Origin of the sequence: Vibrio sp. qd031, assembly GCF_002100145.1 — a bacterium.
In the GTDB taxonomy this organism is placed as follows: Bacteria; Pseudomonadota; Gammaproteobacteria; order Enterobacterales; family Vibrionaceae; genus Vibrio.
On record NZ_JXQD01000025.1, the window covers coordinates 588,255 to 612,933 of the forward strand.

Annotated in this window: 23 protein-coding genes; 7 read left to right on the forward strand and 16 right to left on the reverse strand. The window is 46.1% G+C overall.

Annotation, left to right across the window (positions count from 1 at the left end; translation table 11 throughout):
* Positions 1-188 precede the first annotated feature (188 nt).
* Complete coding sequence (locus ST37_RS14675; RefSeq protein WP_084887665.1) at positions 189-1,322, forward strand: cupin domain-containing protein; 1,134 nt, start codon at positions 189-191, stop codon at positions 1,320-1,322.
* Between the two features lie 197 nt (positions 1,323-1,519).
* On the opposite strand, the gene ST37_RS14680 is transcribed toward ST37_RS14675, so the two are convergent.
* Positions 1,520-2,101 carry a DUF6151 family protein gene (locus tag ST37_RS14680; RefSeq protein WP_084887667.1) on the reverse strand — a complete coding sequence of 194 codons (582 nt, stop codon included), beginning with the start codon at positions 2,099-2,101 and terminating at the stop codon, positions 1,520-1,522.
* Positions 2,102-2,282: 181 nt separating this feature from the next.
* On the opposite strand from ST37_RS14680, the gene ST37_RS14685 reads away from it, so the two are divergent.
* Positions 2,283-3,107: a DUF2797 domain-containing protein gene (locus tag ST37_RS14685; protein WP_084887669.1), complete on the forward strand. Its 825-nt coding sequence runs from the start codon at positions 2,283-2,285 to the stop codon at positions 3,105-3,107.
* A gap of 300 nt (positions 3,108-3,407) precedes the next feature.
* Complete coding sequence (locus tag ST37_RS14690) at positions 3,408-4,220, forward strand: crotonase/enoyl-CoA hydratase family protein (RefSeq protein WP_084887670.1); 813 nt, start codon at positions 3,408-3,410, stop codon at positions 4,218-4,220.
* A 70-nt stretch (positions 4,221-4,290) separates the two neighbouring features.
* Here the strand turns inward: ST37_RS14690 and ST37_RS14695 are convergent, their stop codons facing one another.
* Positions 4,291-4,707: a GFA family protein gene (locus ST37_RS14695; RefSeq protein WP_084887672.1), complete on the reverse strand. Its 417-nt coding sequence runs from the start codon at positions 4,705-4,707 to the stop codon at positions 4,291-4,293.
* 211 nt (positions 4,708-4,918) lie between these two features.
* Between ST37_RS14695 and ST37_RS14700 the strand changes: the two genes are divergently transcribed.
* Positions 4,919-5,419, forward strand: a complete 501-nt coding sequence (locus ST37_RS14700; RefSeq protein WP_084888152.1) for a M48 family metallopeptidase — start codon at positions 4,919-4,921, stop codon at positions 5,417-5,419.
* A complete protein-coding gene (gene rlmF, locus ST37_RS14705) occupies positions 5,416-6,411 on the forward strand; it encodes a 23S rRNA (adenine(1618)-N(6))-methyltransferase RlmF (RefSeq protein ID WP_084887674.1) in 996 nt (331 codons plus the stop codon). The genes ST37_RS14700 and rlmF overlap by 4 nt, the downstream gene beginning before the upstream one ends.
* Before the next feature lie 6 nt (positions 6,412-6,417).
* Here the strand turns inward: rlmF and ST37_RS14710 are convergent, their stop codons facing one another.
* Positions 6,418-6,648 carry a glutaredoxin family protein gene (locus ST37_RS14710; RefSeq protein ID WP_084887676.1) on the reverse strand — a complete coding sequence of 77 codons (231 nt, stop codon included), beginning with the start codon at positions 6,646-6,648 and terminating at the stop codon, positions 6,418-6,420.
* Positions 6,649-6,800: 152 nt separating this feature from the next.
* On the opposite strand from ST37_RS14710, the gene ST37_RS14715 reads away from it, so the two are divergent.
* Positions 6,801-7,154 (forward strand): rhodanese-like domain-containing protein, encoded by a 354-nt coding sequence (locus ST37_RS14715; protein ID WP_084887678.1) that lies wholly within the window; start codon positions 6,801-6,803, stop codon positions 7,152-7,154.
* A 256-nt stretch (positions 7,155-7,410) separates the two neighbouring features.
* Here the strand turns inward: ST37_RS14715 and ST37_RS14720 are convergent, their stop codons facing one another.
* Complete coding sequence (locus tag ST37_RS14720) at positions 7,411-8,595, reverse strand: DEAD/DEAH box helicase (RefSeq protein WP_084887679.1); 1,185 nt, start codon at positions 8,593-8,595, stop codon at positions 7,411-7,413.
* Between the two features lie 117 nt (positions 8,596-8,712).
* Here ST37_RS14720 and arfB point away from each other — a divergent pair, with 117 nt between their 5' ends.
* Complete coding sequence (gene arfB, locus ST37_RS14725) at positions 8,713-9,129, forward strand: alternative ribosome rescue aminoacyl-tRNA hydrolase ArfB (protein ID WP_084887681.1); 417 nt, start codon at positions 8,713-8,715, stop codon at positions 9,127-9,129.
* A gap of 76 nt (positions 9,130-9,205) precedes the next feature.
* Here arfB and ST37_RS14730 read toward each other — a convergent pair whose 3' ends face one another.
* From ST37_RS14730 to ST37_RS14790, 12 genes are all read right to left on the reverse strand, one after another.
* Entirely contained in the window at positions 9,206-9,670 is a 465-nt protein-coding gene (locus tag ST37_RS14730; RefSeq protein WP_084887683.1) for a hypothetical protein, read from the reverse strand.
* 34 nt (positions 9,671-9,704) lie between these two features.
* Positions 9,705-11,858 carry an LruC domain-containing protein gene (locus ST37_RS14735; RefSeq protein ID WP_084887685.1) on the reverse strand — a complete coding sequence of 718 codons (2,154 nt, stop codon included), beginning with the start codon at positions 11,856-11,858 and terminating at the stop codon, positions 9,705-9,707.
* A gap of 88 nt (positions 11,859-11,946) precedes the next feature.
* A complete protein-coding gene (locus ST37_RS14740; protein ID WP_084887687.1) occupies positions 11,947-13,125 on the reverse strand; it encodes a glycosyltransferase family 2 protein in 1,179 nt (392 codons plus the stop codon).
* Positions 13,122-14,291, reverse strand: a complete 1,170-nt coding sequence (locus ST37_RS14745) for a glycosyltransferase (RefSeq protein WP_084887689.1) — start codon at positions 14,289-14,291, stop codon at positions 13,122-13,124. Before ST37_RS14745 ends, ST37_RS14740 begins: the two co-directional genes overlap by 4 nt.
* Before the next feature lie 138 nt (positions 14,292-14,429).
* Positions 14,430-15,896 (reverse strand): Wzz/FepE/Etk N-terminal domain-containing protein, encoded by a 1,467-nt coding sequence (locus tag ST37_RS14750; protein WP_084887691.1) that lies wholly within the window; start codon positions 15,894-15,896, stop codon positions 14,430-14,432.
* Positions 15,893-17,011 carry a glycosyl transferase gene (locus ST37_RS14755; RefSeq protein WP_084887693.1) on the reverse strand — a complete coding sequence of 373 codons (1,119 nt, stop codon included), beginning with the start codon at positions 17,009-17,011 and terminating at the stop codon, positions 15,893-15,895. The genes ST37_RS14750 and ST37_RS14755 overlap by 4 nt, the downstream gene beginning before the upstream one ends.
* Positions 16,999-17,793, reverse strand: a complete 795-nt coding sequence (locus ST37_RS14760) for an acyltransferase (protein ID WP_084887695.1) — start codon at positions 17,791-17,793, stop codon at positions 16,999-17,001. The genes ST37_RS14755 and ST37_RS14760 overlap by 13 nt, the downstream gene beginning before the upstream one ends.
* Positions 17,794-18,191: 398 nt before the next feature.
* Positions 18,192-19,538 carry an O-antigen ligase family protein gene (locus ST37_RS14770; protein WP_084888154.1) on the reverse strand — a complete coding sequence of 449 codons (1,347 nt, stop codon included), beginning with the start codon at positions 19,536-19,538 and terminating at the stop codon, positions 18,192-18,194.
* 2 nt (positions 19,539-19,540) lie between these two features.
* Positions 19,541-21,049, reverse strand: a complete 1,509-nt coding sequence (locus ST37_RS14775; RefSeq protein ID WP_084887699.1) for an oligosaccharide flippase family protein — start codon at positions 21,047-21,049, stop codon at positions 19,541-19,543.
* Positions 21,046-22,221 carry a glycosyltransferase gene (locus tag ST37_RS14780; RefSeq protein WP_084887701.1) on the reverse strand — a complete coding sequence of 392 codons (1,176 nt, stop codon included), beginning with the start codon at positions 22,219-22,221 and terminating at the stop codon, positions 21,046-21,048. The genes ST37_RS14775 and ST37_RS14780 overlap by 4 nt, the downstream gene beginning before the upstream one ends.
* Positions 22,218-23,471, reverse strand: coding sequence for a glycosyltransferase (locus ST37_RS14785; protein ID WP_084887703.1), 1,254 nt, complete (start codon positions 23,469-23,471; stop codon positions 22,218-22,220). Before ST37_RS14785 ends, ST37_RS14780 begins: the two co-directional genes overlap by 4 nt.
* Positions 23,472-23,669: 198 nt before the next feature.
* A complete protein-coding gene (locus ST37_RS14790; RefSeq protein ID WP_172401007.1) occupies positions 23,670-24,656 on the reverse strand; it encodes a Solitary outer membrane autotransporter beta-barrel domain in 987 nt (328 codons plus the stop codon).
* Positions 24,657-24,679: the final 23 nt, after the last annotated feature.

Sequence of the window (24,679 nt, forward strand, 5' to 3'; positions counted from 1 at the left end):
CTATAGTATTAATCGTCGACAGTATCAATGCCGCGTTGACGCCAGTTTAACTGTCGCCGCCTATTGTTAGTGCGTCAGTAAACGCATAGCGCCATGTGCTTCAAAAGCTGTACCAAAAATGATGGCTAAAGCTTAGATGTTTTGGGCTATACTGCCGCACAAAATCAATTCCCATTTCCAAGGCACACATGTACCAACTCTGTTTTTCTCTCGATCAGTTTTTAGAAACCTACTGGCAAAAAAAGCCCACAATCATCAAGCAAGGCTTTCAGCAGTTTGTTGACCCACTCTCACCTGATGAGTTGGCAGGTCTAACTCTGGAAGAAGAAGTTGACTCTCGCTTTGTGTCAAATATTGACGGTCAATGGATTGCTGAGCATGGGCCGTTTTCGGAAGAAAAGTTTGCCGAGCTTCCAGAGACAAACTGGTCTTTTATTGTGCAAGCTGCAAATCATTGGCATCAAGGTGCAGCGCAATTGGTCGAACCGTTTAAAGGTATGCCTAACTGGTTGTTTGACGATGTAATGATCAGTTTTTCAACCAAGGATGGCGGTGTAGGCCCACACATCGATCAATATGATGTGTTTATCATTCAAGGGATGGGGCGTCGTCACTGGAGTGTGGGTGACAAAGATATCGGTCAATACACCGAAACAAACTTAAGCAGTGGGTTGCGTCAGATTGAATCGTTTGATCCAATCATCGAAGACGTGCTAGAGCCCGGTGATATTTTGTATATCCCACCTGGTTTTCCTCATTGTGGATATGCATTAGAGCCATCACTGAGCTACTCGATGGGGTATCGCTCTCCAACCGAACAAGAGCTAGTCAGCAATTTTGCCGATTATGTGTTAGCACATGATGTGGGTAACGAGCACTGGCAGCAGCCTAATTTGTCCAAGCAGGTCCGATATGGCGAGATCAGTGCTTCTGCACTCGATGAATTAACTGAAATGTTGACTAGCGCCTCTGACAATCCAGATATGGTTGGGGACTTTATGGGCTGCATGTTGAGTCAATCTAGGCATCAACTTAATATCGTTCCTACTGAGCAGCCTTGGAGTCCACAAGAGCTTGCAGAGCACTTGCAAACAGGCAATGACCTTACAAAAGTATCGGGTCTGCGGGTGTTATTTCATCAAAACGATCGCAGCAAAGTGTTCATTAATGGTGAAGTCTTTGCTGTGTCACCATCAATGGTGGCTTGTGTGGATAGTATGAGTGACAAAGAAGTGCTCACCATCGAAGATACTTCAATGGAAGCTGACGTATTAGAACTACTGTGCACGCTGTTGAACAAAGGGTATTGGTTCGCTGACTAATACCAACCAAAGCAATTACCTGATCATTCTTGCTCGATAAAATCACTGAAAACGGCGTTAAGTATTTTGTAGGTAGAACAACTACCTACGGCAATCTTCACCTTGTTCTCAGCGATTTACTTCGATTAGTATAAAAGCCAATATAAAACCGCATTGCGAAGGATGGCAATGCGGTTGTATGCGTTATAAAAAGACGATTACGCGTCTTGATTTAAAATGAGCGGTTTAACAATGGGTCTGCCTGTTGCGTCAAAAAACAGGTTAGGTTTACTTTTACCGATTACTTTCCATAATAGTATTTGCCCAGCAACTTTCGCGAGAGTCAATTTGCTCGATTTTGGCAGGTGAGGGTTGTTGCCTTGTCGGTTTTGCGCTTGTTCGCTGTACACCGTGCCAATAACGGGTCCAAAGGTTTGTTCTAGGCTATGTTCTGGCGCGATAAAACTTGGCAGCAAACCAATAAAGGGAATAGTGGGCTTAGGCACGGTTCCAATCGGTGTATCACAACACGAGGTGTACCACCGGTTCATACCTTTGGGCGTTAACCTCATGCAAGCGACATGTTCCATTCCTTTATCGATCCGAAAGGTTGAAGGCGCAACCTGTACAGCCTCCGATCCACCAAACTCGTCGAGCAATTCTTTTCCATGTTCGAACTGATTAGAAAACTTGCGGCAATCTTTACAGTAGCAGATCAGACGATTACCACTTTTTGGGGTAACGTCTTTTAAGCGTCCTTGTACCTCTCCGCATTTACAGCTGAGCTTCACGTCGGTCATTTGCTGTCCCTAGGTTATTGTTATCGAAAGTAAAGAAAATGCTTGTTGTGCAAAATACTACGGAACGGCGATCTAGGCAACTGAGGGTAACAGTCGTGATGGTAAGTGTTTTGACAGGCCACTCTTCTTGGTACACTCTGGCACTACATTATTTTGCATTCATCGAAAAGGTTCAAAAAGTATGTCGTTAATCGCAAAGGGAACGCTAAGCAAAATGAAGTCTAGCTTAGGTGGTGATGTTCAATACCGATTGCCAGTGGGTGAAGAGTTGGTTGAGCTTAATCAGTTTCTAGAAAAGCCGCTAACACTTGTGCACACAGGAAACATTTTTTGCTCGTCTTGCGGAAAAAAGACCAAGAAGAGTTACTCGCAAGGTCACTGTTTTGTGTGCATGAGAAAGCTGGCCAGTTGCGACATGTGCATAATGAAACCCGAAACTTGCCACTACGACCAGGGGACCTGTCGTGAGCCAGAGTGGGGCGAAGAGAACTGCATGATTGATCATTATGTGTACTTGTCCAATACCTCAAGCTTAAAGGTGGGCATCACGCGGCATAACCAAATTCCAACGCGTTGGGTCGATCAAGGGGCCACGCAAGGCTTGCCGATTTTTAAAGTGAAGACTCGCCACATATCGGGCCTAATCGAAATTGAATTGGCGAAGCAAATCTCGGATAAAACCAATTGGCGTACTCTGCTTAAACAAGACGGAGAGCCTATGGATTTGGCTGAACAATTTTCCAAATTATTGCCGCTGGTAGAAGAGACGTTAACCGAGATCCGACAAAAATTTGGTGACGATGCGGTGCAAGTGCTCGATGGAGACACGACAGCCATTTCGTATCCGGTAAACGAGCATCCGGTGAAAATCACCTCGCATAATTTCGATAAGAATCCAGAAGTGACAGGGACATTAAAGGGGATAAAAGGACAGTACCTTATCTTTGATACCGGTGTAATCAATGTCAGAAAGTTCTCCTCTTATGAAGTGGAAGTGTTTGACTAAACTTTACGCGCTGGCGCTTAAACTAAACGCCTTATTCGCCCTCAATGTGGTTTCATATTGAGGGCGATGTATTTTGGTGAGTTGGATTTAGGCGTTGTGAAGCACAGCATCAAGGTTTCGAGTATCGAGAAGATGACAGCACCTTTAGGCTGCAGACAGAGGCCAGCGTTAAGCCGTGGGCCGTCATTCGTTGAATTCGGTCGTCCGTTTTCCATCCTCTCCCACAGAAAGTGTAAAAAACTCTTCTCCTATGTTAATGAATTGTTTATCTTACTGGTAAGACCATTCAAGGAGGATGTAATGGCTGAGCAAAAGCGAGTGACTTACACCATTGACGAACAGGGGATTGCTACGGTTTGTTTGAATAGAGCAGACAAGCTTAACGCCATTGATATGAGGATGTTTCAGGCCGTAAACGCAACCACACGCGCCCTTAAAAAAGATCCGTCTGTGCGAGCGGTGATTGTGAAAGGCAACGGCAGTGACTTTTGTTCAGGACTTGACGTTAAATCCATTCTTACAAGTAAAACCGACGCGATGAAGCTGCTCTTTAAATGGTGGCCATTTTCACCCAATGGAGCGCAGCGCTTTTCTTTAGGCTGGCGCGAGATCCCTGCTCCAGTGATTTTCGCTATTCATGGCCGCTGTTGGGGTGGTGGCTTACAACTTGCCAGTGGTGGGGATTTTCGTATTGCGACGCCAGACGCCAGCTTTTCAATTATGGAAGCAAAATGGGGGCTGATCCCTGATATGGGTGGCGCTATCGCGTTTAGGGAATTGATGCGCAAAGATCACACCCTTGAAATGGCCATGACCGCAAAAGAGATCATTGGAGAACAAGCAAAAGAATATGGTCTGGTCACCAAGATTGAGGAAGACCCCTTTGAAGCGGCTTACGCGTTAGCTTTGGAGTGTATCAATCGCTCACCCGATGTGCTCGCTGCAAACAAAAAACTGTATCACAACACATGGTGGTCATCACCAGGCAAAGCTCTGTGGCTTGAAACCTGGTATCAGATTAAGGTGGCGCTTGGAAAAAATCGCGCTATTGCGGTTAAAAGAGAGCGCAAACCTGACGACAAAAAAGCCTATATCGCTCGTCAGTTCAAGTAGACTGATTGCTTACAACCATGGGCTACATAGTAGCGGCTAAGCAAAACAGTGTTAAGCGCACCTCGCTTCGTTATTGGAACGCCTTGGGGCACACTTTGAGCCCCTTGGGGATTTCAACCCAGTCTAGTTTTTCTTGCGTCCAGATATGAGCGGTAGGTTCAAAAAGGTGAGCCGACTCGCTATCGACTGGCTTTAGTTTGAGTTTTACCGTGGCTTGGTCGTCTGGATTGAAATGGTAAATCCGATTTCCGCAGTTGGGACAAAACTTAGCACTATTGGTATTGCCACTGTCCGAGCTGCGTGACCATTCATTCATCGTGCCGCTAAATTCGATGTCTTGTTTAGCAATGATTGCGGTGACACTGTATGGGGCAGTAGAAAGCTTCTGACATTCGGTGCAATGACAGGCAAAAACTCCCTTTGGTTTGTTGTGCAATGTATATCGCACTTGCCCGCACTGGCAAGACCCCTTAACCGATTTTTGCATTGTGATAAATCCTCTGTTTTATTTATGTTCGAGTTAACCTTATTTCAATAATAGAATAAGAAAGTTCAATGTGTTGCTACCGCGATTCAATGCTTATTACTTAATTGAGCACAAGCGAACAAGATCACAGGGAGTGGATGGCATTTGGTGCCTTAGCGCAGTTGCGTTACTATACGATCCCATTCTTTTTAGCGGCCTATTTTTTGGTTTTATGCTGACATCGTTAAAGTACATCCAAGGCTACCCAGAGCACATAACTACGCCAGTTACCCAGTTAGCCGAGTCTGGTAAGCTGACTCAGTGGTTCGAAAAAAAATACCCACAGTCTCACCAGTATAAGAGTGAAAAAGCACTGTTCGATTACGCGATGCAGCTTAAAAATCGTTATATGCGAAAAACAGCGCCGCTGAGTAAAGTGGTGTACGACAACAAAATTCACCTGGTGAATAACGCATTGGGTCTGCACAGTTACGTCAGCCGGGTCCATGGCAGCAAAGTGAAAGCAAAAAACGAAATCAGAATTTCGACAGTGTTTCGGGATGCCCCTGAGCCGCTACTTAAAATGATCGTGGTGCATGAACTGGCGCACCTTAAAGAAAAAGAGCACAACAAAGCGTTTTATCAGCTATGTTGTCACATGGAGCCGGACTACCATCAGCTAGAGCTCGACGCGCGTTTATTTCTTATCTGCTTGGAGTTAAAAGGGTCATGAGCAACAATAAAACCAAAGCGACACTTTTAGTCTCCAAAAACAAATCCAAAGCGGGTTTGCACCCAAATAATCGCCATCAAGGTCGCTACCCAATGCAGGCGCTGTGCCAAGTGACCCCTGAACTGAGTGAGCACCTAATCACGGCCAAAAATGGTGACTTAAGCATTAATTTCTCCGATCCCAACTCGGTCAAATTACTGAATAAAGCGCTACTTGCGCACAGTTATGGTGTGCAAAAGTGGGATATACCTCAAGGGTATTTGTGCCCGCCGATCCCGGGGCGTGCCGATTATGTCCATCGTTTGCATGAATTGGTGTGTCGTGATCTCGACAGCAAGGATGTGGCAGTTAAGGCATTAGACGTTGGAACAGGGGCCAACTGCATCTATCCGATTGTTGGTGCGAGCGAGTATCGTTGGCATTGTGTTGGCTCAGACATCGATCCCGTATCAATCAATAACGCTAACAGCATTGTAGAAAACAATATCCATTTAAAAGAGCACATCGAGTGTCGTCTCCAAGTGAATGATCGCCACTTCTTTACGTCGATTATTCAGCCTCATGAACGTTACCACGTAACATTGTGTAATCCACCCTTTCACAAGTCGATGCAAGATGCACAGCAAGGAAGCCAACGTAAAGTCGCTAACTTGTCGAAAAACAAAGGGCAGGGCGCGAACAAATCATCAAAACTGGCAACGCTTAATTTTGGTGGTCAAAGCAATGAGTTGTGGTGCTCAGGTGGCGAGGCGGCCTTTATTCGCAATATGGCGTTGGAAAGCCAAAAATTTGCCCAGCAAGTGATCTGGTTTTCGACACTGATTTCGAAAAAAGAGAACGTTCGTCAGTTGAAGCGTGCACTAGAGAAAACCAGTGCACTAGAGATGACAGTTGTCGACATGAGTCAAGGCCAGAAGGTGAGCCGCTTCGCAGCATGGACATTTATGGACAACACTCAGCGTAAAGCCTTTGCCGCTTCAATCAGCAAATAACATCTGCTACGACTGGTTATACATCCGCTCAAAGTTTTTTTGATTCCACCCAACCATGACTTGATCGCCAATTTTTAGCACAGGGATTGAGCGGGCGCCCATTGCTTGCAACTCTTTACGGCCGCGCTGCATTTTTGCGTTGGTGAGACGGTATTTGTACCCTTTCGAGTCTAGGTAACGTTGAGCTTCTTTGCAGTGAGGGCACTTATCACCGACGTATAAGACAAGTCTTTTCATGAGCATTTATGTGTTTGATAATGACGTGAGCAGTGTAATTGAGACGGACGTAAAATGGAATATGTACCGTTACACGGTGAAATGGCCATTAGGCTCAGATTTAGCGATAAAATTACGTTATAACGATGTTTGGACTGAAGGGTAAACACAGTATGAGTAAGATTAAAGGTTATTTTGTAATGGTATTGGCCTCGCTACTACCGAGCATTGCGGCGGCCAGTGAACGAGCCCAAGCAGCTTGGGAGTGGATTGAGCAAGATGCGGTAGTCATAGATGTTCGAACCGTGGGCGAGTTTCAATCTGGCCATTTACAAGGTGCGTTAAACATTCCAGTAGCCGAACTCGATCGCACCGATCTTTCGTTTCTAGCAAAAAATCAGCCTGTTGTCGTGTATTGCCGAAGTGGCAATCGCTCTGGTCGCGCAGAGCAGATCTTGCTGTCAAAAGGCTATGCGAAAGTACATAACGGTGGTGGGCTGAATGAGTTGATGTCCGTTAAGCCATAGTAGTTGGGTTATGCACACAAATTTTAGGTCGAACATTTCCGACTAAAAGCTTCATATTTCAGCGCCTTACGAGAATACCTTAATGATCAGTATGTTTTACTAAACCAACCGAACTGGTTTTTTTTAGTATTTAGTAACTATGCTAGTTGGCTCTGTGGGTAGGTTGTAGAGATAAGCTAAAAAACTTAACAGCACGATTACGTCCCATCTTTTAATAGGACGTACCTGCCCACACAGATCTTAGGGTTTAGTTAGGTTAAGTTCGTTTATGTTTTGGCACGTAATTTAGCACCGAAATAGGGACCTCTTTGCGCGGCTCAAACCCTTCAACGACGCGGCGCTCTAACAAGTGCCCAAGTCTGCTTTCAATCATGCATAAGTTCTTGAAGTTATCTTTAGACACAAAAGAGATGGCTTCACCGGACAGGTCTGCACGACCGGTTCGGCCGATGCGATGGACGTACTCGTCTGCCGGGAATGGGAGATCGTAATTGATCACAAGAGGTAAGCCTTCAATGTCAATTCCTCGAGCACCCACACCTGTCGCTATCATGTATTGAATGTTACCGGCTTTAAACTGCTCCAGTAGGTTTGAGCGTATGGCTTGGCTGCGCCCACTGTGGAAAGGCTCAGCTTTAATGCCGCGCTTTTCTAGTTGCGCGGCAAGTTTTGCAGCACCATGTTTCGTTTCGATAAAAATCAATGCTTGTGGCCACTGGTTTTCGTTGATGAGGTGGGCAAGCAGCGCCGATTTTTTATCTTTGTCGACGGTGACTAACCACTGTTCAATGTTTGGCTTTGACGCATCCGTTGCAGCGATGGAAATTTCGAATGGGTCGTGTACTGCTGTTTTCGCCAGGTCGCGTACTTTTTTCGACAACGTAGCCGAGAACAGCAAGTTTTGCACATCTGCAGGCAGGCGATCTAAAATTTTGTTGATGTCTTCAATAAAGCCCATGTCGAGCATGCGATCAGCTTCGTCGAGCACGAGTACTTCTACTTCTTCAAAGTAAACGGCATGCTGGCCGTATAGATCCAACAATCGACCCGGTGTTGCCACTAAAATGTCCATTCCGTCGATCAACGCTTGCTTTTGTGGAGCGTCACTAACGCCGCCGTAAGCTACCGCCGATTTCAGTACGGTATGTTTTGCATAGTCAGCAATTTTGTCGTTAATTTGAATGGCCAGTTCACGAGTTGGCGCAACAATAAGCGCGCGAATACGTTTCTTTTTCTGGGTTTCACCTTTTGATAGCAGCTCCAAGATAGGAAGCACAAAACTGGCGGTTTTACCGGTACCTGTTTGCGCAGCAGCAATAAGGTCGCGACCTTCGAGAACCGCAGGGATCGCTTTGGTTTGTATGGATGTTGGGGTGGTATAACCCAACTCTTGAAGCGCGTTGGTAAGGTTTGAGTTAAGGCCAAGCTTAGAAAATGACATAATAATAAAGACTCAGAAAAAGTTGGGCGAAGTGTAGCACAACAGGCATAGCCACTGCATCGACTAAGCGGTACACTCGCCACTGTAAAGTGGATTTAGATAAGGTGTACACGAGGTATGTTAAAAATATCCAACACGGTATCGCTGGCGGACTGGGAAATACAGTTGACTGCTATACGTGCACAAGGAGCAGGCGGGCAGAATGTTAACAAGGTGTCCTCGGCAATACATTTACAGTTTGATGTTAACCGCTCAAGCTTACCTGCGGTGTATAAAGAGCGCATCCTAGCCCTGAATGATTCTCGGATTTCCAAACTTGGCGTGATCACGATAAAGGCGCAGCAATACCGAAATCAGGAGCAAAATAGAGAGGATGCGCTCAATCGTTTGGTGGCCATTATCCAGCAAGCGATGGTTGTTCAAAAAACGCGACGTCCTACACGACCTACACGCGCGTCTAAAGAGCGACGCCTTAAAGGCAAACAGGTTCGCTCTCAAACGAAATCGATGCGAGCTAAGATTGTTAAAGAGTGATTCACGTAAATATGTTGGCCAGCTTGGCTGGTATTTCGCTAACGCTCGCGACGTTATATCGCGAGACGATGATCATTTAGTCTGCGATCAGATCGACACCTTCAGCGATAAGGTATTGTTTGGGTTGGGTCGATTCTAGTGTCCACAGCTCAGCAAGTAACAAGGTGTTTGCCATATCATACGTAACATCAATCTCACCTTTGCCCGACACAATGGGAATTTGTGCAATTTTGTAGCGCAGTTTTGGTCGATAGTTGTCCCCGTCAGAATCAAATTGAGAGTAGATTGCAATGTACCCCGTTGTTGCTGTAGAGAGATCAAACGTCAAGTGGCGTGTATCGACCAACTCGTAGTCAAAGTCTGCAGCTACCGACAAATCGTGCATGCTCAAAATTATGTCTGTTTCTTCCGAAGAGGCTTCGCTAGCTGGCGAAGTACTGGTTGTGTTGCTGTCGGACCCACAGCCAGACATCCCTAGAGTCATCGCTAAAACGACAACCCCAAGTAATGAGCTGTAAGTGTTGTTATGTTGCTGCTTCATAATAATCATCCTATCAATGTACGTTTCTGTCTACTTAACGGTTTTGGAACGTGCGGTTAGGTATCGCATGGTGTTTTAGGTGCCAAAACGCATTGTTAATCCCACTGCTTTGAGCAAATTCTGCAAATTGTGGATAGGCCTGAAGCAGTTCGACGCGCTCGAGAGGCCATTGCCATTCCTCGGTAATTAACAGTGCCCACGGAAGATTATTGGCGGTTTTAAAATAAACACCTTGGTCTGGGTTACTCGCATCTACACCTAGATTCCACAGCTGTACTTGGTCAAACTTCTCAGTTGGTGGATGATCGGGAAGATGGACTTCCCATGATCTTCCTGGCTGAAATGGAAGCCCTTCGCCATGATAGTATCCTGGAGTGGCAAATATGAAAGGGTCATACGGCATGGCTATTAAGCTCTCGGCGCTCGCTGAATCGTTTAGGTTAATGTGCAGCTCAAACGAAAAGTTCTCAGGTGCGGAGCAATCAACGGTTGTACGGTGGTAGCGACACTGTTCAGTTTTTTTGGTCGATACATCGTTATCGACAATAAAAATAGCTTGGTTGCTGTCTTGTTCCAATCCACTAGCGGCCAGTTGAACACCATTGTGATATTGACGTGTGGTTGCTGCGTTCACATCAGCCCTTGTTAGTCCGGTTAAGCCGATAGCAAAACCGTTATGGTAATCGGCACCGACTGCCGCAAGACGTCCTTCAATAATGCTTTTCACCACTTTGTCCTGCTTTACGATCTCAGTCACGCGATAGTGGATCACGACATCGTTCATGTCGTAGTCAGCGGTGTATGGCCAGTTATCTTCGTAGGCGAGGGTGGCATAGCCGGTTTGTGATGGAAAGTAGCGTACTGTCGCCCCTTCGCCAGTCACTAAGATGGGATGGTCTTCCACCTCGCCAGATGTTGCTCCACCATCAAAACTGAGTCCTTGTTGCTGGCTAAATCTAAAGCGGCTCCAGCTGCTTCCAGTTTTTGCGTTTACTGGGACGTTGAAAATCAAAGACTGACGCCCTCCTACGACGAGAGTATCGGTAAAGGCTTGCTCACCCTCGTCAGAAAAGTCGCCGTCTTGGTTCCAGTCAAACCATGCCGATAAGTAACCAGATGTCGAAGCCTCTACTACAACGATAGAATCGAGCCCAGGCTCTATTGAGGTAACAAAGTTAACCCCGTCTTCGTCGTAATACCCAGAGTCTTGATCGCTTAGTGGCGCTGTAAACCCATCTTGCTCTCCATCAGGTACTCCGCTGCCTAAGTACGTAATACCATCAAGTTGGTGGCGAGGACCGTTACTTGTTAATAGCGTGCCATAACTGTCTGGTGCATCGCCAAAGTCAATCTGCGAGTCTTCATCAATTAAAGGGGCGAGGGCACAACGTGCACCATCATTTTGACCCGACGCAGGGCCATCGGCGAATTTTACCGCCGCGACTTGCCCATTTGCGATTTGCATTTCATCCGACAGATCGATTCTAAAAACTGCGCCATCTGAATTGCGAGATAGATAGTAATTCCCATTTACGTCAAAATATCCCGCCCCAAATGTTCCGGTAACTCCGGTGTCACCAATTTGAGTAGTAGAGCCATCGCTAGGATTGATTTCGTGCAATAGGCCTGTATTGTTATCGACGGCGTACAGCAATTGATTTAACGGGTGAAACGCAAAATCAGTAAGAGTCAGTGCTGCATTGTTGCTTACTAGACGAACAGTTAAATTGGCACTAGGGTCACTCTCTAGTGGGGTTAAATCGACGGCAAACAGACCTTGTCCCTTACGGTATAGATAGTACACACCACCAAATACATCGCCGACGTAGAAGGTAAACTCTTGCGGTAAGCCAACAACGTTTAGGGGCTCAACTTTAAAGTCTTTCCCTAGGCGTACTAAGCCTTTATTCGTGGTGTCGTACCCGTAGATATAACGACTGTCCATATCAAAACCCACACCATTGATGTTAGATGCTGTACCAGTATCTGCCTGTAGAAGCTTTGATTCGCCAGTGACTAAGTTAAGTCCATATACTTGCACTGGTTTGGATTGAAATAGATACGCTTTGCTGGGACAGGTGTCAAATGGGGCAGCAAATACATTCAAACTGAACAGTAAGGTTGCTGACAAGGTCAGTCCTCTGTGAAACACTTTTCTTTTGTTGGATATTGCGCATGGTTTATTCATTACGAATCCCTTACTTAATGATGTAGAACGTGCAATGTTGCGTTATCTGTCATTGCAAATTGTTGGTTTTGTAGTGATATTTGGCGATTTAATGGCCTTGCTTTCGCGAGTCATTGACTAAATACCCTATACCACCAATTAAGTTGGCTGCGTGTCCGAGCAACATGTAGTGGATTAGTTGCAAAACACGACTAGCATTGATCACCGGGATCATGGTGCCGGCAAGTCCAATGACGTAAACGGACAACTGTGCAAAAACAAGTACTTGGAAAATAGGTAGATGAATCATTTGCAAACTGCTGATAAGTGCAACCATCATTAGGTATGGAGTAAGCAAACGAAGCCCTTTACCGGAAAAAAACGCAAATGCAATGTGTCGAAACCGAGGGTGAAACAAGTTAGCCAGTAGTATGACTTGCTGCATGTTCCCCGCTGAAATTCTTAAACGGCGCGAGAAGTCGTTTTGGATAGTGGTGGCTTCAAGTTCGGTTGCAATTACATTGGTGTCGTACACCGAAGCGTAACCTTGCCCCACGATTTTCATCGGTATCACGAAATCGTCATTAATGGTATTGGCAGGTAATGGACTAAATAGGGCACTTCTAAACACGTAAAACGCACCGTGTGAACCTATTGTGGTCGCAATCTGAGATTCCGCGTATTTGATTTCGCTTTGATACTTCCAGTAGTGTGACTCGCCTTCAGAGCCTTTCTCAAACAGCGTGTAACGGCCGTTAACAACCCCTACATTATTGTCGGCAAAGTGGTGCTGGGCAATTTTGAGTGCATCGATAGACACCATGGCAGAGACATCACTGAGTACAGTAAGATCGCTCGACACATTGCGCATTGCCTCATTTAGGACCTGAACTTTCCCTCTATTGTGTTGATGAACATGAACTCGAAAAAAGGTATCGGCGCAGGTCGCTTCTTGGATTGTCTGTTGGGCAATCTTGGCCGTATCATCGGTGCATCCGTCGCAAATGATCTCGATAGTTAGTTTTTGTTTTGGATAGTCCAGCATAGCGACATTGCGAATTTTTTCGGCAATCCATTGCGCTTCGTTGTAAGCAGGGATGATGACAGTTATAGATGGCATTTCATCATCGGTACTTTGCGATGCGTATTGATCATTTTCGTTAGTTTCACGACGTTTTAGCACACCTAAATAGACTTTCAAAAGCAGCGGGTAGCCAACGTGATGATAAATAATCAGTGCCGCGGATAGACAAAATAGCGAACTCCAAATCAGGTCAAAAGTATTCATTGTGAACTCCCCGTTTTTATTAACTGTTGGTATTGCTTCACCATGCTTCTTACATCGAAATTGTGTTGGATGTACTGTCGAGTTTGAATGGCGCAAGGTTTGTCGAGTGGCTTAAGACGAAGAAGAATCTTTGCAAGGGCGATAGGCCTAAAGGGTGCACAGCTTAATCCCGATGTAGGGCATAAGGTTTGTACACTTGCGCCCACCTCAGTGACGACAGTGGGAATACCGCAAGATTGCGCTTCCAACGCACTCAGCGGAAACCCCTCGCGTCGAGAGGGAAGGCAAAACCCATCTAAACTTTGGTAAAACGCAGGCATATCATCCACTCGACCGAGTAATGTGACGCGATCTTGAAGGTTTAAGTGGTTTATCAGGTTTTGCAGTGTCTCTTTTTGACTGCCAGAGCCTGCAATGACGAGCTTGTAGTTGGTTGGTGTAAAATGCATTGCCTTGATCAATACGTCGTGTCCTTTGACGGGCTCTAAGCGGCCGGCGCTGCCGATGAGAATATCGCCCTTATTGAACTCAGATAAACCAAGTGTTGTCCGCGCATTATGACAGTCACCAAGTGAAAATGAACGAGTGTCGATTCCGTTATAAATGGTTTGCGGTTGAGTAAACGCAAACAGCGTCGAAAGGGTGGATTGCACCGCCTGAGCATCGGCAACTAAGATGGGATTGGTAAGTTTTAACAGTATTGTTTGTAGTGCGCGATTTTTGCTAGCATTGAGATGCCAAGCGTCGTGCTCGGTATGTATCGATGTTATTCGAGTCGAGATTAACGATGCTAGTTTTGCGGAGATTCCAGCGTAGAGAAGTGGGCCTATATGATGGCTGTGCACCACATCAATATTTTGGCTACGTAGGTAGTTGATGAGTTGCTTAATGCTTTTAACACTGACCCCTCGACCATTTTTATTAAGAAAGGTGATCTGGTTTGTAAAGGCTTGCAACGCAGGCCAGTCGTTTATTGCCTGCTCAGCCTCACCCTCGAGGGAGATAATTCGTACATCCCAGTGGGCAGGCGCGTAGCGCAAAAAATCGAGTACTAAGCATTCCAACCCTCCAGGACGTAGATGTTGGACAACATGCACAACCTTTTTTGTCTTATGTCCGCTGGAAAGATCCAAAGGTTGTCGATGTTTCAGTGTCTCTGTGATCATTCGTTGGTTCCCTATCCTCAGTGACCCGCTTCATCATTGATGTCTCAAGATGTGTGGATGAATGGTTTACTTACTAAGTGAACTGCATAGTACGTGCCAATATTTAACTAATTGTTTTTAAAGGTTATTAATTGTCATTCAGGTTGGCTTCTCATTTTGAGAAGCAAGTTGGATAGCGACTTGATTAAAATTAGGCAAACACGACACCACTGGAATGTCGGTGACTGCTTCTATGTCGCAGCGATTTCTGATCGTGGAATCAAACAGTTCAAATACGATAGCAAGACCAATGCCTAGTCCTAACCCGCCGACGACTCCTGCGGCGATATAAACCACGGTAGGGAGGTTATTGGCAGTGCTTGGGGTATAGGGACGATCGATCACTTTCACCCGTTTGTTTTCTTCAAAATCGCCAAGACTGCCCGTTAATTGCGCCATCTCATAACGCTGCAGTAATGCTTCGTACTGCTCGCGCTTAAGTTCAACGTCGCGCTGTAACCTAAAAATCTGCTTGGCTTTGTCACCAAATTGTTGGGTACGTTGCTCAAGATCGATGATCATGGCGTTCATGGTGATGGTTTCTTCTTTTAGAGCCTCATATCTGCCACGTACTTGTTGCAATCGCTCAAGCTGAGACATTAACAAAGGTTGAGTCGTGGTTGAGGTAGAGATCTTTTGGCTACTGGCAACATCCCATAATTGGTCAGCACTTAAAGTGGGATGATTGGCGGACAAAAGTAATGCACGTTCTTGCTCTAAACGTTTCAGTTCTCTCTGTTTTGCCTGAACGGCGCTATGACTGTTGGTGTACTTGGCTTGCAAGAGTGTTAAATCACTGCGGATATCAATAATCTGCTCTTCGATTCGGCCCACCACGGGGTTGGTCTTAGACAGTTGATCGTCCAAACTACCCAAGCTTTTTTCGACCCCCAACAACTCGGCTTCTTTCTCAGCCAAGGTAAGTCTTAAACTGGCAATTTGTGCGTAGCTTTGTGATTGCATTTCCGGAGTGAGACTGGAGTTTAGATTGGTAAAGTCGGCCAACTTTTGCTCGGCTAACTGCAGCTGTTCAAATCGAGTATCGATGTGACCGGCTAAGAACTCACTAGAATCACGTATCGAACTGCGTTCGGGCGCTAAAATCTGCTCGATAAAATGCTCACTTACTGACTCTAGTAGCGATTTCATGCCACTTGGTTCGTTAGAGGTGTACTGAATTTTCAGTAAGTCTTTACCCAATTGAGTCACCGTTAAGTTGGCGCCAATTCTTGCCATAACCTCATCTTTATATCCTTCTGGATCGCCCTCTTCGAATAAGCCTTGTTCTAGCGCGACCATAGTGAGTATGTGACGACTTTTAAGCAGCGTTTTAATGCCACTTATCCGTTCGTTGAGCATCGAGGAAACCGCTAAATCCTGCAAAAACGGGTTCATTTTTGACGTTTCTTGGATCAGCATGCTGGTGTGAGAAGTGTAGCTTTTTGGGGCATTGTTACTCACAAATACCGCCGCAATAGGTAACAGCAAAGTGGGCAGCAGAATCAGTACTCGACGTCTCCAGGCGGCTAGAATGATGTGCGTCACCCGTGCAGTAAGCTCTGTCATAATAACTCCAATAACCAATCTACAAATTGAGCTCGCGATGACCAACTATCCTGTTGGATTGACGCAGGCTGTGGTTGCTTTAGATCCTGGTAGGTGCGAAGTGCTCGCTCAAATTGAGCCGCATTATTAGCCAGGTTTGTTTGGTAAAGGTAGGGTTTAGCGGCATCAAAGTGGGTATGCACCACAGGGTTTCCTGCGGCAATGTATTCCAACAGTTTGAGCGGACTACAAGCTTGGATCTGCGGCGTGTCTAAAAACGGTAACAGGCTGACTTGCCAATGTTGGCTGTAACTGGGCAGTGCGGAGTGAGGCTTTGGACCAAGTAAATGTAAGTTGGGCGCTGGATTGAGCGGCGAATGAGAAAGCTCGTTTTTGCCAATAAAAACGAAATTCCAATCGGGCATGTTTGCAATAAGTTGGTTGAGCAAGGGGTAATCCAACCATTTTGATAAGCTACCATAAAATCCAGCAATGGGTTTACCTTGCGGTAAATCTAGCGCGCGAGGGGTAGGTTGGGTGAAACGTTCAAAATCAACGCCGTGCTGGATGAGCGTGGTTTTACATGCAGGAAACTTTTGCTGCACTTTCGCACTTGCCACTAAAATGAGGTCGGCTTTGTTCGACAGCTCTTGTTCGTGTGTCGTAACAGTGTCATGGTCTACGCCGGCTAAAGCGCCAAAGTCATCACCGCAATAATAGACCACGTTGGTGTCGCCTAGTTGGCCGCAAAGGTCAGCGGCTGTGGGCAGTGAGGTCCATAATATAGGTGCCTGTAATTGAAGCTTTTCAATCTTTGGAACGAGTTGGGCGCGAATCAGAGATTTTGCAAGTTGGCGCTCCCAGTGACGGCTAGGTGCTGGAATGGTGCGCACGTTCACCACATCGATATTGTGTGGTGTTGTGGAAGAGGTTTCTGTTCCACGAAAATCTGATTTTGACGCGCCAAATAGCTTGCCAATGGCACGTTTAGCATCGTTGATTGTGAGTTTGGGCTTTCTCAACCCAATGGAGTTTACCCATAGGATTTTTCGAGTCGTCGAAAGGTGTTTGACCAAATGTTGAGTGCTTGAGGGCAGGCCATTAAAGTCTTCACCAAATACAATTAGATCGCGCATGATTTGGCCTCCGTGTGTTTGGTGTGGCCGTTATTATTGATCTTATGCTTGTTGGGGATAAAACGCTGAGCCGACGGTGAGAGTGACTTAATCACCTTTGCTGGTGAGCCTGCAGCGATGACAAACGATGGAATGTCTGATGTTACTACGCTGCCTGCCGCAATGATGGCACCTTCGCCAATGACTACACCAGGTTGAACGATCACCCGGCTTCCCAGCCATGCGTCTTTTTCTATTGTAATGCTGCCTACTCGATCTAGCTCATCGGGTTTGCCTTCGGCACGTGACTTGGCGTCTAGAGGGTGTCCAGAGTAGCCAAATAAGTTACAGCCACCTGCTATTCGTACATTGTCATGAATACTGACCGTTGTGCCTACTGCAATAGTGGTTTGCCAGCCTATTCCTACGTTATTGCCAATAAACAGAGTGGGTTGGCAAACATGACTGCTTGCAGAAAAGGTTGTGTGACCAGAAATACGACATCGATCGCCACATTCGATGTGAAGGGGGCCTGTAATCAGTGGAACGCCACCATAGAGGTAAAGCTGTGAGCCGACTTTTTCGCAGCGACCACGGAACGCAGGTTGCGCAATAAACAAACGGCATGTTACGCCACACAACGAGCGAATAGCGACGTAAATGGTGTAGATACAAAAGTTAACCGCTTTAGGCATTCTAACTTCAAAGGTTCGAATTCGCTTAGCCAAACGAAACAGCTTTTTTGCCAACGGGTATTCACTGTGTTTTAACCAAACCTTCATGTGGTTTAGGGACGTTGTCATGGTCGACTCCTCGGACGGCATCCAATTAATGGGTGTATAGGGGTAATCCATGATCTGTGCCACTTATTAAAACGAATAATAACAATGGGTTAACAAGTGTCGCTTACATTTTCTCAAAATGAGAATCACAGCTTTGTTGAAATGCGATAACAGACTTTCATCAAGGAGACGGCGCTTCCAAAATAGGCCAACGAAGGGCGCGATATGGTTCTGGGTGTTTATGATTTTGCAAACGGGTCTGATTTTATTAGTCTATAAAGCGCCCATTGATTTGCTGCCCTGGACCGCCAGTGCGATCTCGTGTTACGCACTCTTTTTTCTCTCTGGCAGTCAGTTACTACGGTTACTCAGTGGCGTATTATGCGTTATTTGAGGTGCTTGTTTTTTGGAAGAAAATGTTACGTGGGCTGCTGTTCGCTAAGTTGCGCGACAGCGATGGTTATTGCTGCAAGGATATAGATCGGCCATACAAACCCTTGGGTTAAGAAGGTACCAGAAACCACGGTACCTGCTAATCCTGCGACTACCGCCTTGCTTGCAACAAACAGGTAAGTAGGCGGATTGTCTGCGCTTTTCAATCGTTTTAAAGTCGCCACTCCCGTTTTAGCCAGTGAGACGATTAAACCCAGAAACACAAACAGCCCTAAAAATCCTGTTTCTGCCATCACTCCAAACCAAGTACTGTGTACCGCGTGATTGAGGCCATCCCAATGAGGGCTGTAGAAATAGTAATTAAAGTAGAAATTGTTTAGCCCTACACCGGTTAAAGGATTATCCAATGCCATTTTGAATGCGGCTTCCCACGCATATAATCGACCCATTGCTGAGGCGTCGATTCCGGCTTCTGCGGCGCCTCCTGATGCTCGTTCTCCTATACCTGCAACAAAGTAAAGAACCACCGCACCAATAACTGCTAATGAAATAAGTACGGTTTTAGAACGGATATTTTGCTGTAAAAAAACGGCGTAGACGGTCATCATTCCTAGTAGCCCGCCTCGGCTTTGAGTTTGGATTATGGCAAAGGATAAACTTAAGCACACGATAACGGTCAAAAAGCGCAGTTTGTTACTTAACCTTGATGTAGACGCAATGCCACAGGCGAACGCTAGAGGAAAAAGAAGAACTAACGCAAGGTCATTGGGGTCACCCAGCATAGAGCCAATACTTCTGCCTATTGTGACGCGACTGCCTTCAACTAGGCCAATACCCAAAAGGGCATTTTGAATTGCGACCAGAGAGACCAATAAACCGCTTGCAACAATTCCCCAGCATGCCAACTTGAGTTTTGTAGGGTGATTGACAACCCAGATTATGGCGAGTGTCATGACCATGATTTTCCAATAGACACTGGTGAATGATGAAATCGCGATACCACGGTTAGACGCCATGACTAAGCCAACAATCACACAGATCCAAAACGCAAACAACCAACTCATCGGTCTTGACCAGTACAAGGTAAGGCTTCGGCTAACTAAACTGTGCCACGCCAGCGAGCCTAATGCTGCCAACGACAGCAACATGGGCAGTTTAAAAGGCATAAGGACTGGAAATACTTCATGTAGGCGGAAAAAAGAGAACAGCACAAACAGCAAAACCCAAATAAATAAATAGCGGATCGTTAACAAAGCAGCAATGGGCAATAGGCCAAGTGCGGCGGCGACCGCGGGGTGCGGGATCTTGGCCCACAGTGCAACAATTACTATAACGTAAGCGCAGCACATCAATACACTTGGGTAGCGGCTCATTATCATGACTTCACCCTTTGCTGCGTAAGAGTACGAGACAACTTATGACGCCAATCGCTGAGACCTCTAGGTGTCTGGTAGCTCCTAGATTGGGTAACCAATGTAGAGGCGATAGCCGCTAGAATGCCTAAAGCACCCAAAGTCGTAACTAAAGACATTAGCGCATGAGAGCTAAGGGAAAGGCCCAATATGGCCGCAATAGTCACCAAAAGAGTCGATGATAGGGTGATATAAGAATAGGGTAGACGCTGACCATATTGGCCGACGAGCAAAATGGTTAGTGCTCGAATTAACTGACCAACGCCTACAGCAATCATTAGCGCCCATAGCCCGTGATCCATTAACAGGTAACACCCAGCGAGGGTAATGAGTGTAATGGTGATATTAATCCTTAATAGCGAAACGGTGCGCTTTTGACTCAGCAAAGATAGATTCAACAGTTCGGCGCACTCTTTGCCCAACACCATGAAAATCGTGCCTGATATGATCGTCGCAACGGGAGCATAGCTTTGAGGGAGAATAAAAGTGATGCCAAATTGTCCAAAAAAAGTGACGATAATGGCTAATGTACATACCAATACAATACCTAACTGGGTGATGTCGCAGGCCTTTTGAGGATTATCGGTTAGCATCGCAAATCGCTTGGGCATCCACCACATCCCAAAGGGTTGCACCAGTACACACATTGCCAAAGCAAACTTTGCAGCGATAGCAAAGTATCCTAATGCAACCAGCCCGCTTGACTCAGCGATAAAGTAGCGCTCTGCACCATTTAACCCAAACGCGCACAGTCCTGAGAGCATCATTGGAACGCAATATTTTAGGTAGCGCTGAATGGTGTGGATATCGGGTAACACACGGGTAAATCCTGTCACTAAAACAAGAGTGAACAGCTGCAAAGAGTGCGCGATCACTCCCGCTGATACGATGCCAAATACCCCCCAGTTAGCGTTGAGTGCAACCAGCACCAGTGCAACCTGTAGGGCACTGCCGGCAACGCAGATTGCGCAAAATAACCTCACGCGATCTTGAAGACGTAACCAGGCCAACCCAACGGCAAGTCCCCCCTCAATACTAAGAGACAGCGCCGCTAAAGAAAGTACGTCTTTGGAGAGGCCATACAGGTTTGGTGAGGTCAGTTGGACAACAGTGGTGAGTAACGCTGCTCCAACGGTTGAGCACAACAAGGTTAGCCAAAATAGCTCTGCTGCGGCTTTGTTTTGTGCACTACCACTTTTTTGCGCGACAAAACGATACAGCACTTCATGCAGCGATAGACTAAAAAATAAGCCGATAAAGGATGTTGATACGGCTATAATTTCTAACTGACCAATGACTTCAGGTGATAAAAATCGCGTAATGATCGGTAACATCAACAGCGATAAACCTTTCATAATAAATAGTGCGAACGCATAAAGCAGCATTGATACGATGGGATTGCGTCTATCGGTCGTTGTGGCACTTGCGTTCTCAGGTCGAGTTTTGCTGGTAACGGTGGCATTTTCTGTCATGACTTAATCCTCAATGCCGATAATGCTCGACGACTGCTGTGTCGGCATGCTGTGGTGTCAAGTGAGGTTAGCGCATCAACAATGGGAGCGTAACAAGTATGTGCATGGTACCTCTGGGCATGGCGCTGCCCATTGCATGCGACGTATGCTAGCTTCGGACGATTTAAAAGCAGTTGGCCGAGCAAAAGATTAAGTGCGAATGGATCGTTTGCTTGATACTTGAAGCAGTCAACGCCATGTTCTAATTGCTGATCCCAATAAGCCCCATCTTTAGGAATTATTACCACTAGCCCTGCCGCTAATGCTTCCAGTATCGACAAGCCAAAGGGTTCTTGATGACTGGTCGAAATAAACAGGTGGCTTTGAGCTCGAATAAGGTCAAGATTTTTCGGATTCTGCATGGATACGCAGTTTTGAAGCGTAGTTGGCAACGAACTTTGTGGCTGATGTGAGTTTTTAGGTTGTATGTAACATATGCGTGTTCGGAATTGTTGGTCCAAGTGATTCAATTGCAATGCCTCGTCTAACACCGACAAGCCTTTCCATTTTAACAGCGACGCTGCCCAGAAAATTTGCAAAGTCGAGTCAAATGAACCTTCAATTGAGGTCGGCCAATCCTGCTTGTCCAATCCATTAACAAAGGGTAAGCAGTTGCGAGGTAAGCTGTCACCGTCTTGGTTAAGTGCCAACAAAGAGTCTTTAGCGCTCGGTAAGTAAAAAGTGGGATGACCTTGTCGAAATGCATAACTTGAGAGACGACTCTTTCCTACAGGGCCATGGATCAATTGAGTGATCTTGATGGCGAATAGCGCCGACAACCAGTAGCCCGCCATATCGACACCATGACCTGACGCAAGAACCAGTTGTAGCGGTTGTCGCTTATTTGTCATTTTTACCCGAGCGCAAAATAACCCCAAATAGACAGTAAGGTAAAACTGCTTTAACCAGTAGCCTATCCCTGTTGTTTGCTTTAACAAGACAGCAGCTATCGACAATGTCTGGATATGAGCGCTAGGCAAGCCTTTGCTCCAACTGTTGGGGGTGGCGGTCAAAATATAGAGTTTGCTGGTCTCGGGACACTGTTTTAACGCCGCCGAAGTTGCCACTTTGGATCCACCATGGAAAGGGATGGGATCAAACACAATAGTGGACGTTGTCGTATTGGTTTTCATAATGCAGACCCTTGTGTCGCAGAGGAGGAATTGGACAACCAGCGGCGTTTGATATGGTCTATAAGGGTAGGGACAGGCCTTAGCAGCGCGCGCAGTCGAGATTGAGCCTGAGCTGGGTTTTGCTCCAACTGCTCCTGATACAGTTGCTCCATGCTTTGTTGGTTAGCTGCAACAGTAAACTGTGTTTTGGCTTTTCGATACGCGTTGTAGGCAAGGCGTCTTGCCAATAGCGGATCCGATAACAGGTGTTCTATATGCTGAGCCAACAATGGTGCGGTATTAATGTTACTTACATAGAGAATACCCGTTTTAAGGTGGTCTACAACTTCACCAATCCCTCCCACATTTGGGGCAATGACTGGCAAACGAGCAAGAGCGGCTTCTACAAGAACCAGTCCAAAGGCTTCGCTTCGCGCACCGCTAACCATAAGATCGATATCACTGCAGAGCCATTTAGGTACGTCAGGTTGTTCCCCTACGAAATGGACGAAGTGTTCAAGTCCTAGGGTTGCAACTTGAGTTTGTAAAACGGTTTTTTCTGGGCCGTCACCTATGATGACCAAATGGCAACGAGACTGTTGGCGGTGTAAGCACTCTATGGCACTAATTACCCGATCAAATCCTTTGCGATGAATGAGCGAACCCACACTGACAACGACTTTTTCGTTTTGGTTTATACCCAAGTGCTGTTTGACACTAAATACATTTTGGTCTGTGTTTTGTGGTTCGGGCACACCATTGTGAACAACACTTAATTGCTGTTTAGGGTAGCCTTCATTGAGGAGAGCGTGACTTACAGCATGACTGACGCACACGATGTATGGCGCAATGTGTAGGCCTAAGGTTATTCTGTCATGCAAGTTGTAGGGGCTGTGCAAATGAGTCAATGATGGAACATTGCATTGTCTAGCGGCACCGAGTACCCATTGACAGGGCGCACCGCTGTTTATATGGATGAGCTGGATTTGGTAATGCTTGATAAGTTGAATGGCTCTGCGGCGCTGCTTTGCCCAAGCTAGCAGGTTAAAGCGGCGTCGAGACGAATCAAAGCTAATAGCAATATCAAAACGTTCAAACTCAACGGTGATCCCTGCACGTCGAGCTGCTGACGCCATAGCGCAATTGTTGGTCCATAAAACAGGCACATAATGGCTATCGAGATTATTCAGTAAATTCAGCGCACATACTTCGCTGCCACGGATCCAATTATCCCCAAAGTGTACAAACAGTAGCGGTATTGAGTTTTGCATTGCCAGCTCCTTAAAACGAAGACCACGATAATCCACGTGTCTATTGTTGTAGAGCAAGTGCAATGCCAGTTTTTAACTTGTTGTTTTTCAACGGTTAAGTTGATTTGTATTTGCTATTCTCAATTTGAGAATCAGCTTGGTAGCTTCAACTTAGACTCGGTAGGTTGCGCTGCGCTTGGCAGGCTTCTCTCATCAAGCCTAAAATTTATTGAAATGAAAGACGATACTGCCACCTTTTAGCGCAGAGCCGTAATTGAGGTTTAAGCCAAGACCAATATTTTTTATTGCGTCCCAGTGAGTTGGGTTGTTATAAAGCCAACCAATAGATGCGCCGTAGTAGTGTTGAGCGCCTAACTCAGATTGCAAAATGGCGGATAGGTCAACACGCTTTGCTCCTAAGAATACAGTGTGCTTTTGGCTTAATAGATCGTAATAACCGGTCACTCTATTGGTAATATACCAGCCATCTGGCTGACCTATATCTCCATCATTGGCATCGCCCCAAGCAATACCGTTGAAATAGTTCCATTTCGAGCTTGCGTGCCATCGTCCCCAGGAGGTTGGCAGGCGATAATCAAGAGTAAATCCCGGCTCAAACAGTAAGGCCCAGGCAGAGGTGTTAATAATACGGCCATTCAATGCGTCTTCAATCTCTTGGGCTTCTGGTACGTCGGTACTGTAGCTGTTTTTATAATAGGTAAGGTAGGTGTTGAATGACGGGTACAGTGTCCAATGTTCGGACAGCGGGATTTGATACGAGTAACCCACAGCCCCACCATAACTGTGTTCAGTAAGTTGTTGGCTATCGTCAAATGCATCGACAAGCGAAACGTCGTTCTTTGAGTTGATGTAAAACAATTTGCTGTTGATGCTGTGCTGATTGTGCGCACCAAAATCAAATCCGTAGGGAAGAATATAAGTAGACTTGTTGTTTCGATTTTCTATGGCAGAGTCACTGCCCAAATTGTCGTCGCCAGTGTCAATCAATTCGTTAGGATCAAAACTGGCAAAGCCAAACTCAAGCGCATCACTGTCGGTGAGTATAACCGCAGCCGCGAATCGACTTTGCAGCAGGGTTTTTATGTCGTCGTTTATTGCGTCAGCAAGCACTGAGCAGGGCAGAGCAATCGCAATGACCAGCGAACTATGTAATGCCGCTGGCAAAGCCCGTTGAATATTTTTCACTATCGTCATCCATGTCGATATGA

Excerpts from the sequence above, each read along its gene's own strand:
- ST37_RS14675 (WP_084887665.1), top strand. The coding sequence starts at position 189 with ATGTACCAACTCTGTTTTTCTCTCGATCAGTTTTTAGAAACCTACTGG.
- ST37_RS14680 (WP_084887667.1), bottom strand. The coding sequence starts at position 2,101 with ATGACCGACGTGAAGCTCAGCTGTAAATGCGGAGAGGTACAAGGACGC.
- ST37_RS14685 (WP_084887669.1), top strand. The coding sequence starts at position 2,283 with ATGTCGTTAATCGCAAAGGGAACGCTAAGCAAAATGAAGTCTAGCTTA.
- ST37_RS14690 (WP_084887670.1), top strand. The coding sequence starts at position 3,408 with ATGGCTGAGCAAAAGCGAGTGACTTACACCATTGACGAACAGGGGATT.
- ST37_RS14695 (WP_084887672.1), bottom strand. The coding sequence starts at position 4,707 with ATGCAAAAATCGGTTAAGGGGTCTTGCCAGTGCGGGCAAGTGCGATAT.
- ST37_RS14700 (WP_084888152.1), top strand. The coding sequence starts at position 4,919 with ATGCTGACATCGTTAAAGTACATCCAAGGCTACCCAGAGCACATAACT.
- rlmF (WP_084887674.1), top strand. The coding sequence starts at position 5,416 with ATGAGCAACAATAAAACCAAAGCGACACTTTTAGTCTCCAAAAACAAA.
- ST37_RS14710 (WP_084887676.1), bottom strand. The coding sequence starts at position 6,648 with ATGAAAAGACTTGTCTTATACGTCGGTGATAAGTGCCCTCACTGCAAA.
- ST37_RS14715 (WP_084887678.1), top strand. The coding sequence starts at position 6,801 with ATGAGTAAGATTAAAGGTTATTTTGTAATGGTATTGGCCTCGCTACTA.
- ST37_RS14720 (WP_084887679.1), bottom strand. The coding sequence starts at position 8,595 with ATGTCATTTTCTAAGCTTGGCCTTAACTCAAACCTTACCAACGCGCTT.
- arfB (WP_084887681.1), top strand. The coding sequence starts at position 8,713 with ATGTTAAAAATATCCAACACGGTATCGCTGGCGGACTGGGAAATACAG.
- ST37_RS14730 (WP_084887683.1), bottom strand. The coding sequence starts at position 9,670 with ATGAAGCAGCAACATAACAACACTTACAGCTCATTACTTGGGGTTGTC.
- ST37_RS14735 (WP_084887685.1), bottom strand. The coding sequence starts at position 11,858 with ATGAATAAACCATGCGCAATATCCAACAAAAGAAAAGTGTTTCACAGA.
- ST37_RS14740 (WP_084887687.1), bottom strand. The coding sequence starts at position 13,125 with ATGAATACTTTTGACCTGATTTGGAGTTCGCTATTTTGTCTATCCGCG.
- ST37_RS14745 (WP_084887689.1), bottom strand. The coding sequence starts at position 14,291 with ATGATCACAGAGACACTGAAACATCGACAACCTTTGGATCTTTCCAGC.
- ST37_RS14750 (WP_084887691.1), bottom strand. The coding sequence starts at position 15,896 with ATGACAGAGCTTACTGCACGGGTGACGCACATCATTCTAGCCGCCTGG.
- ST37_RS14755 (WP_084887693.1), bottom strand. The coding sequence starts at position 17,011 with ATGCGCGATCTAATTGTATTTGGTGAAGACTTTAATGGCCTGCCCTCA.
- ST37_RS14760 (WP_084887695.1), bottom strand. The coding sequence starts at position 17,793 with ATGACAACGTCCCTAAACCACATGAAGGTTTGGTTAAAACACAGTGAA.
- ST37_RS14770 (WP_084888154.1), bottom strand. The coding sequence starts at position 19,538 with ATGAGCCGCTACCCAAGTGTATTGATGTGCTGCGCTTACGTTATAGTA.
- ST37_RS14775 (WP_084887699.1), bottom strand. The coding sequence starts at position 21,049 with ATGACAGAAAATGCCACCGTTACCAGCAAAACTCGACCTGAGAACGCA.
- ST37_RS14780 (WP_084887701.1), bottom strand. The coding sequence starts at position 22,221 with ATGAAAACCAATACGACAACGTCCACTATTGTGTTTGATCCCATCCCT.
- ST37_RS14785 (WP_084887703.1), bottom strand. The coding sequence starts at position 23,471 with ATGCAAAACTCAATACCGCTACTGTTTGTACACTTTGGGGATAATTGG.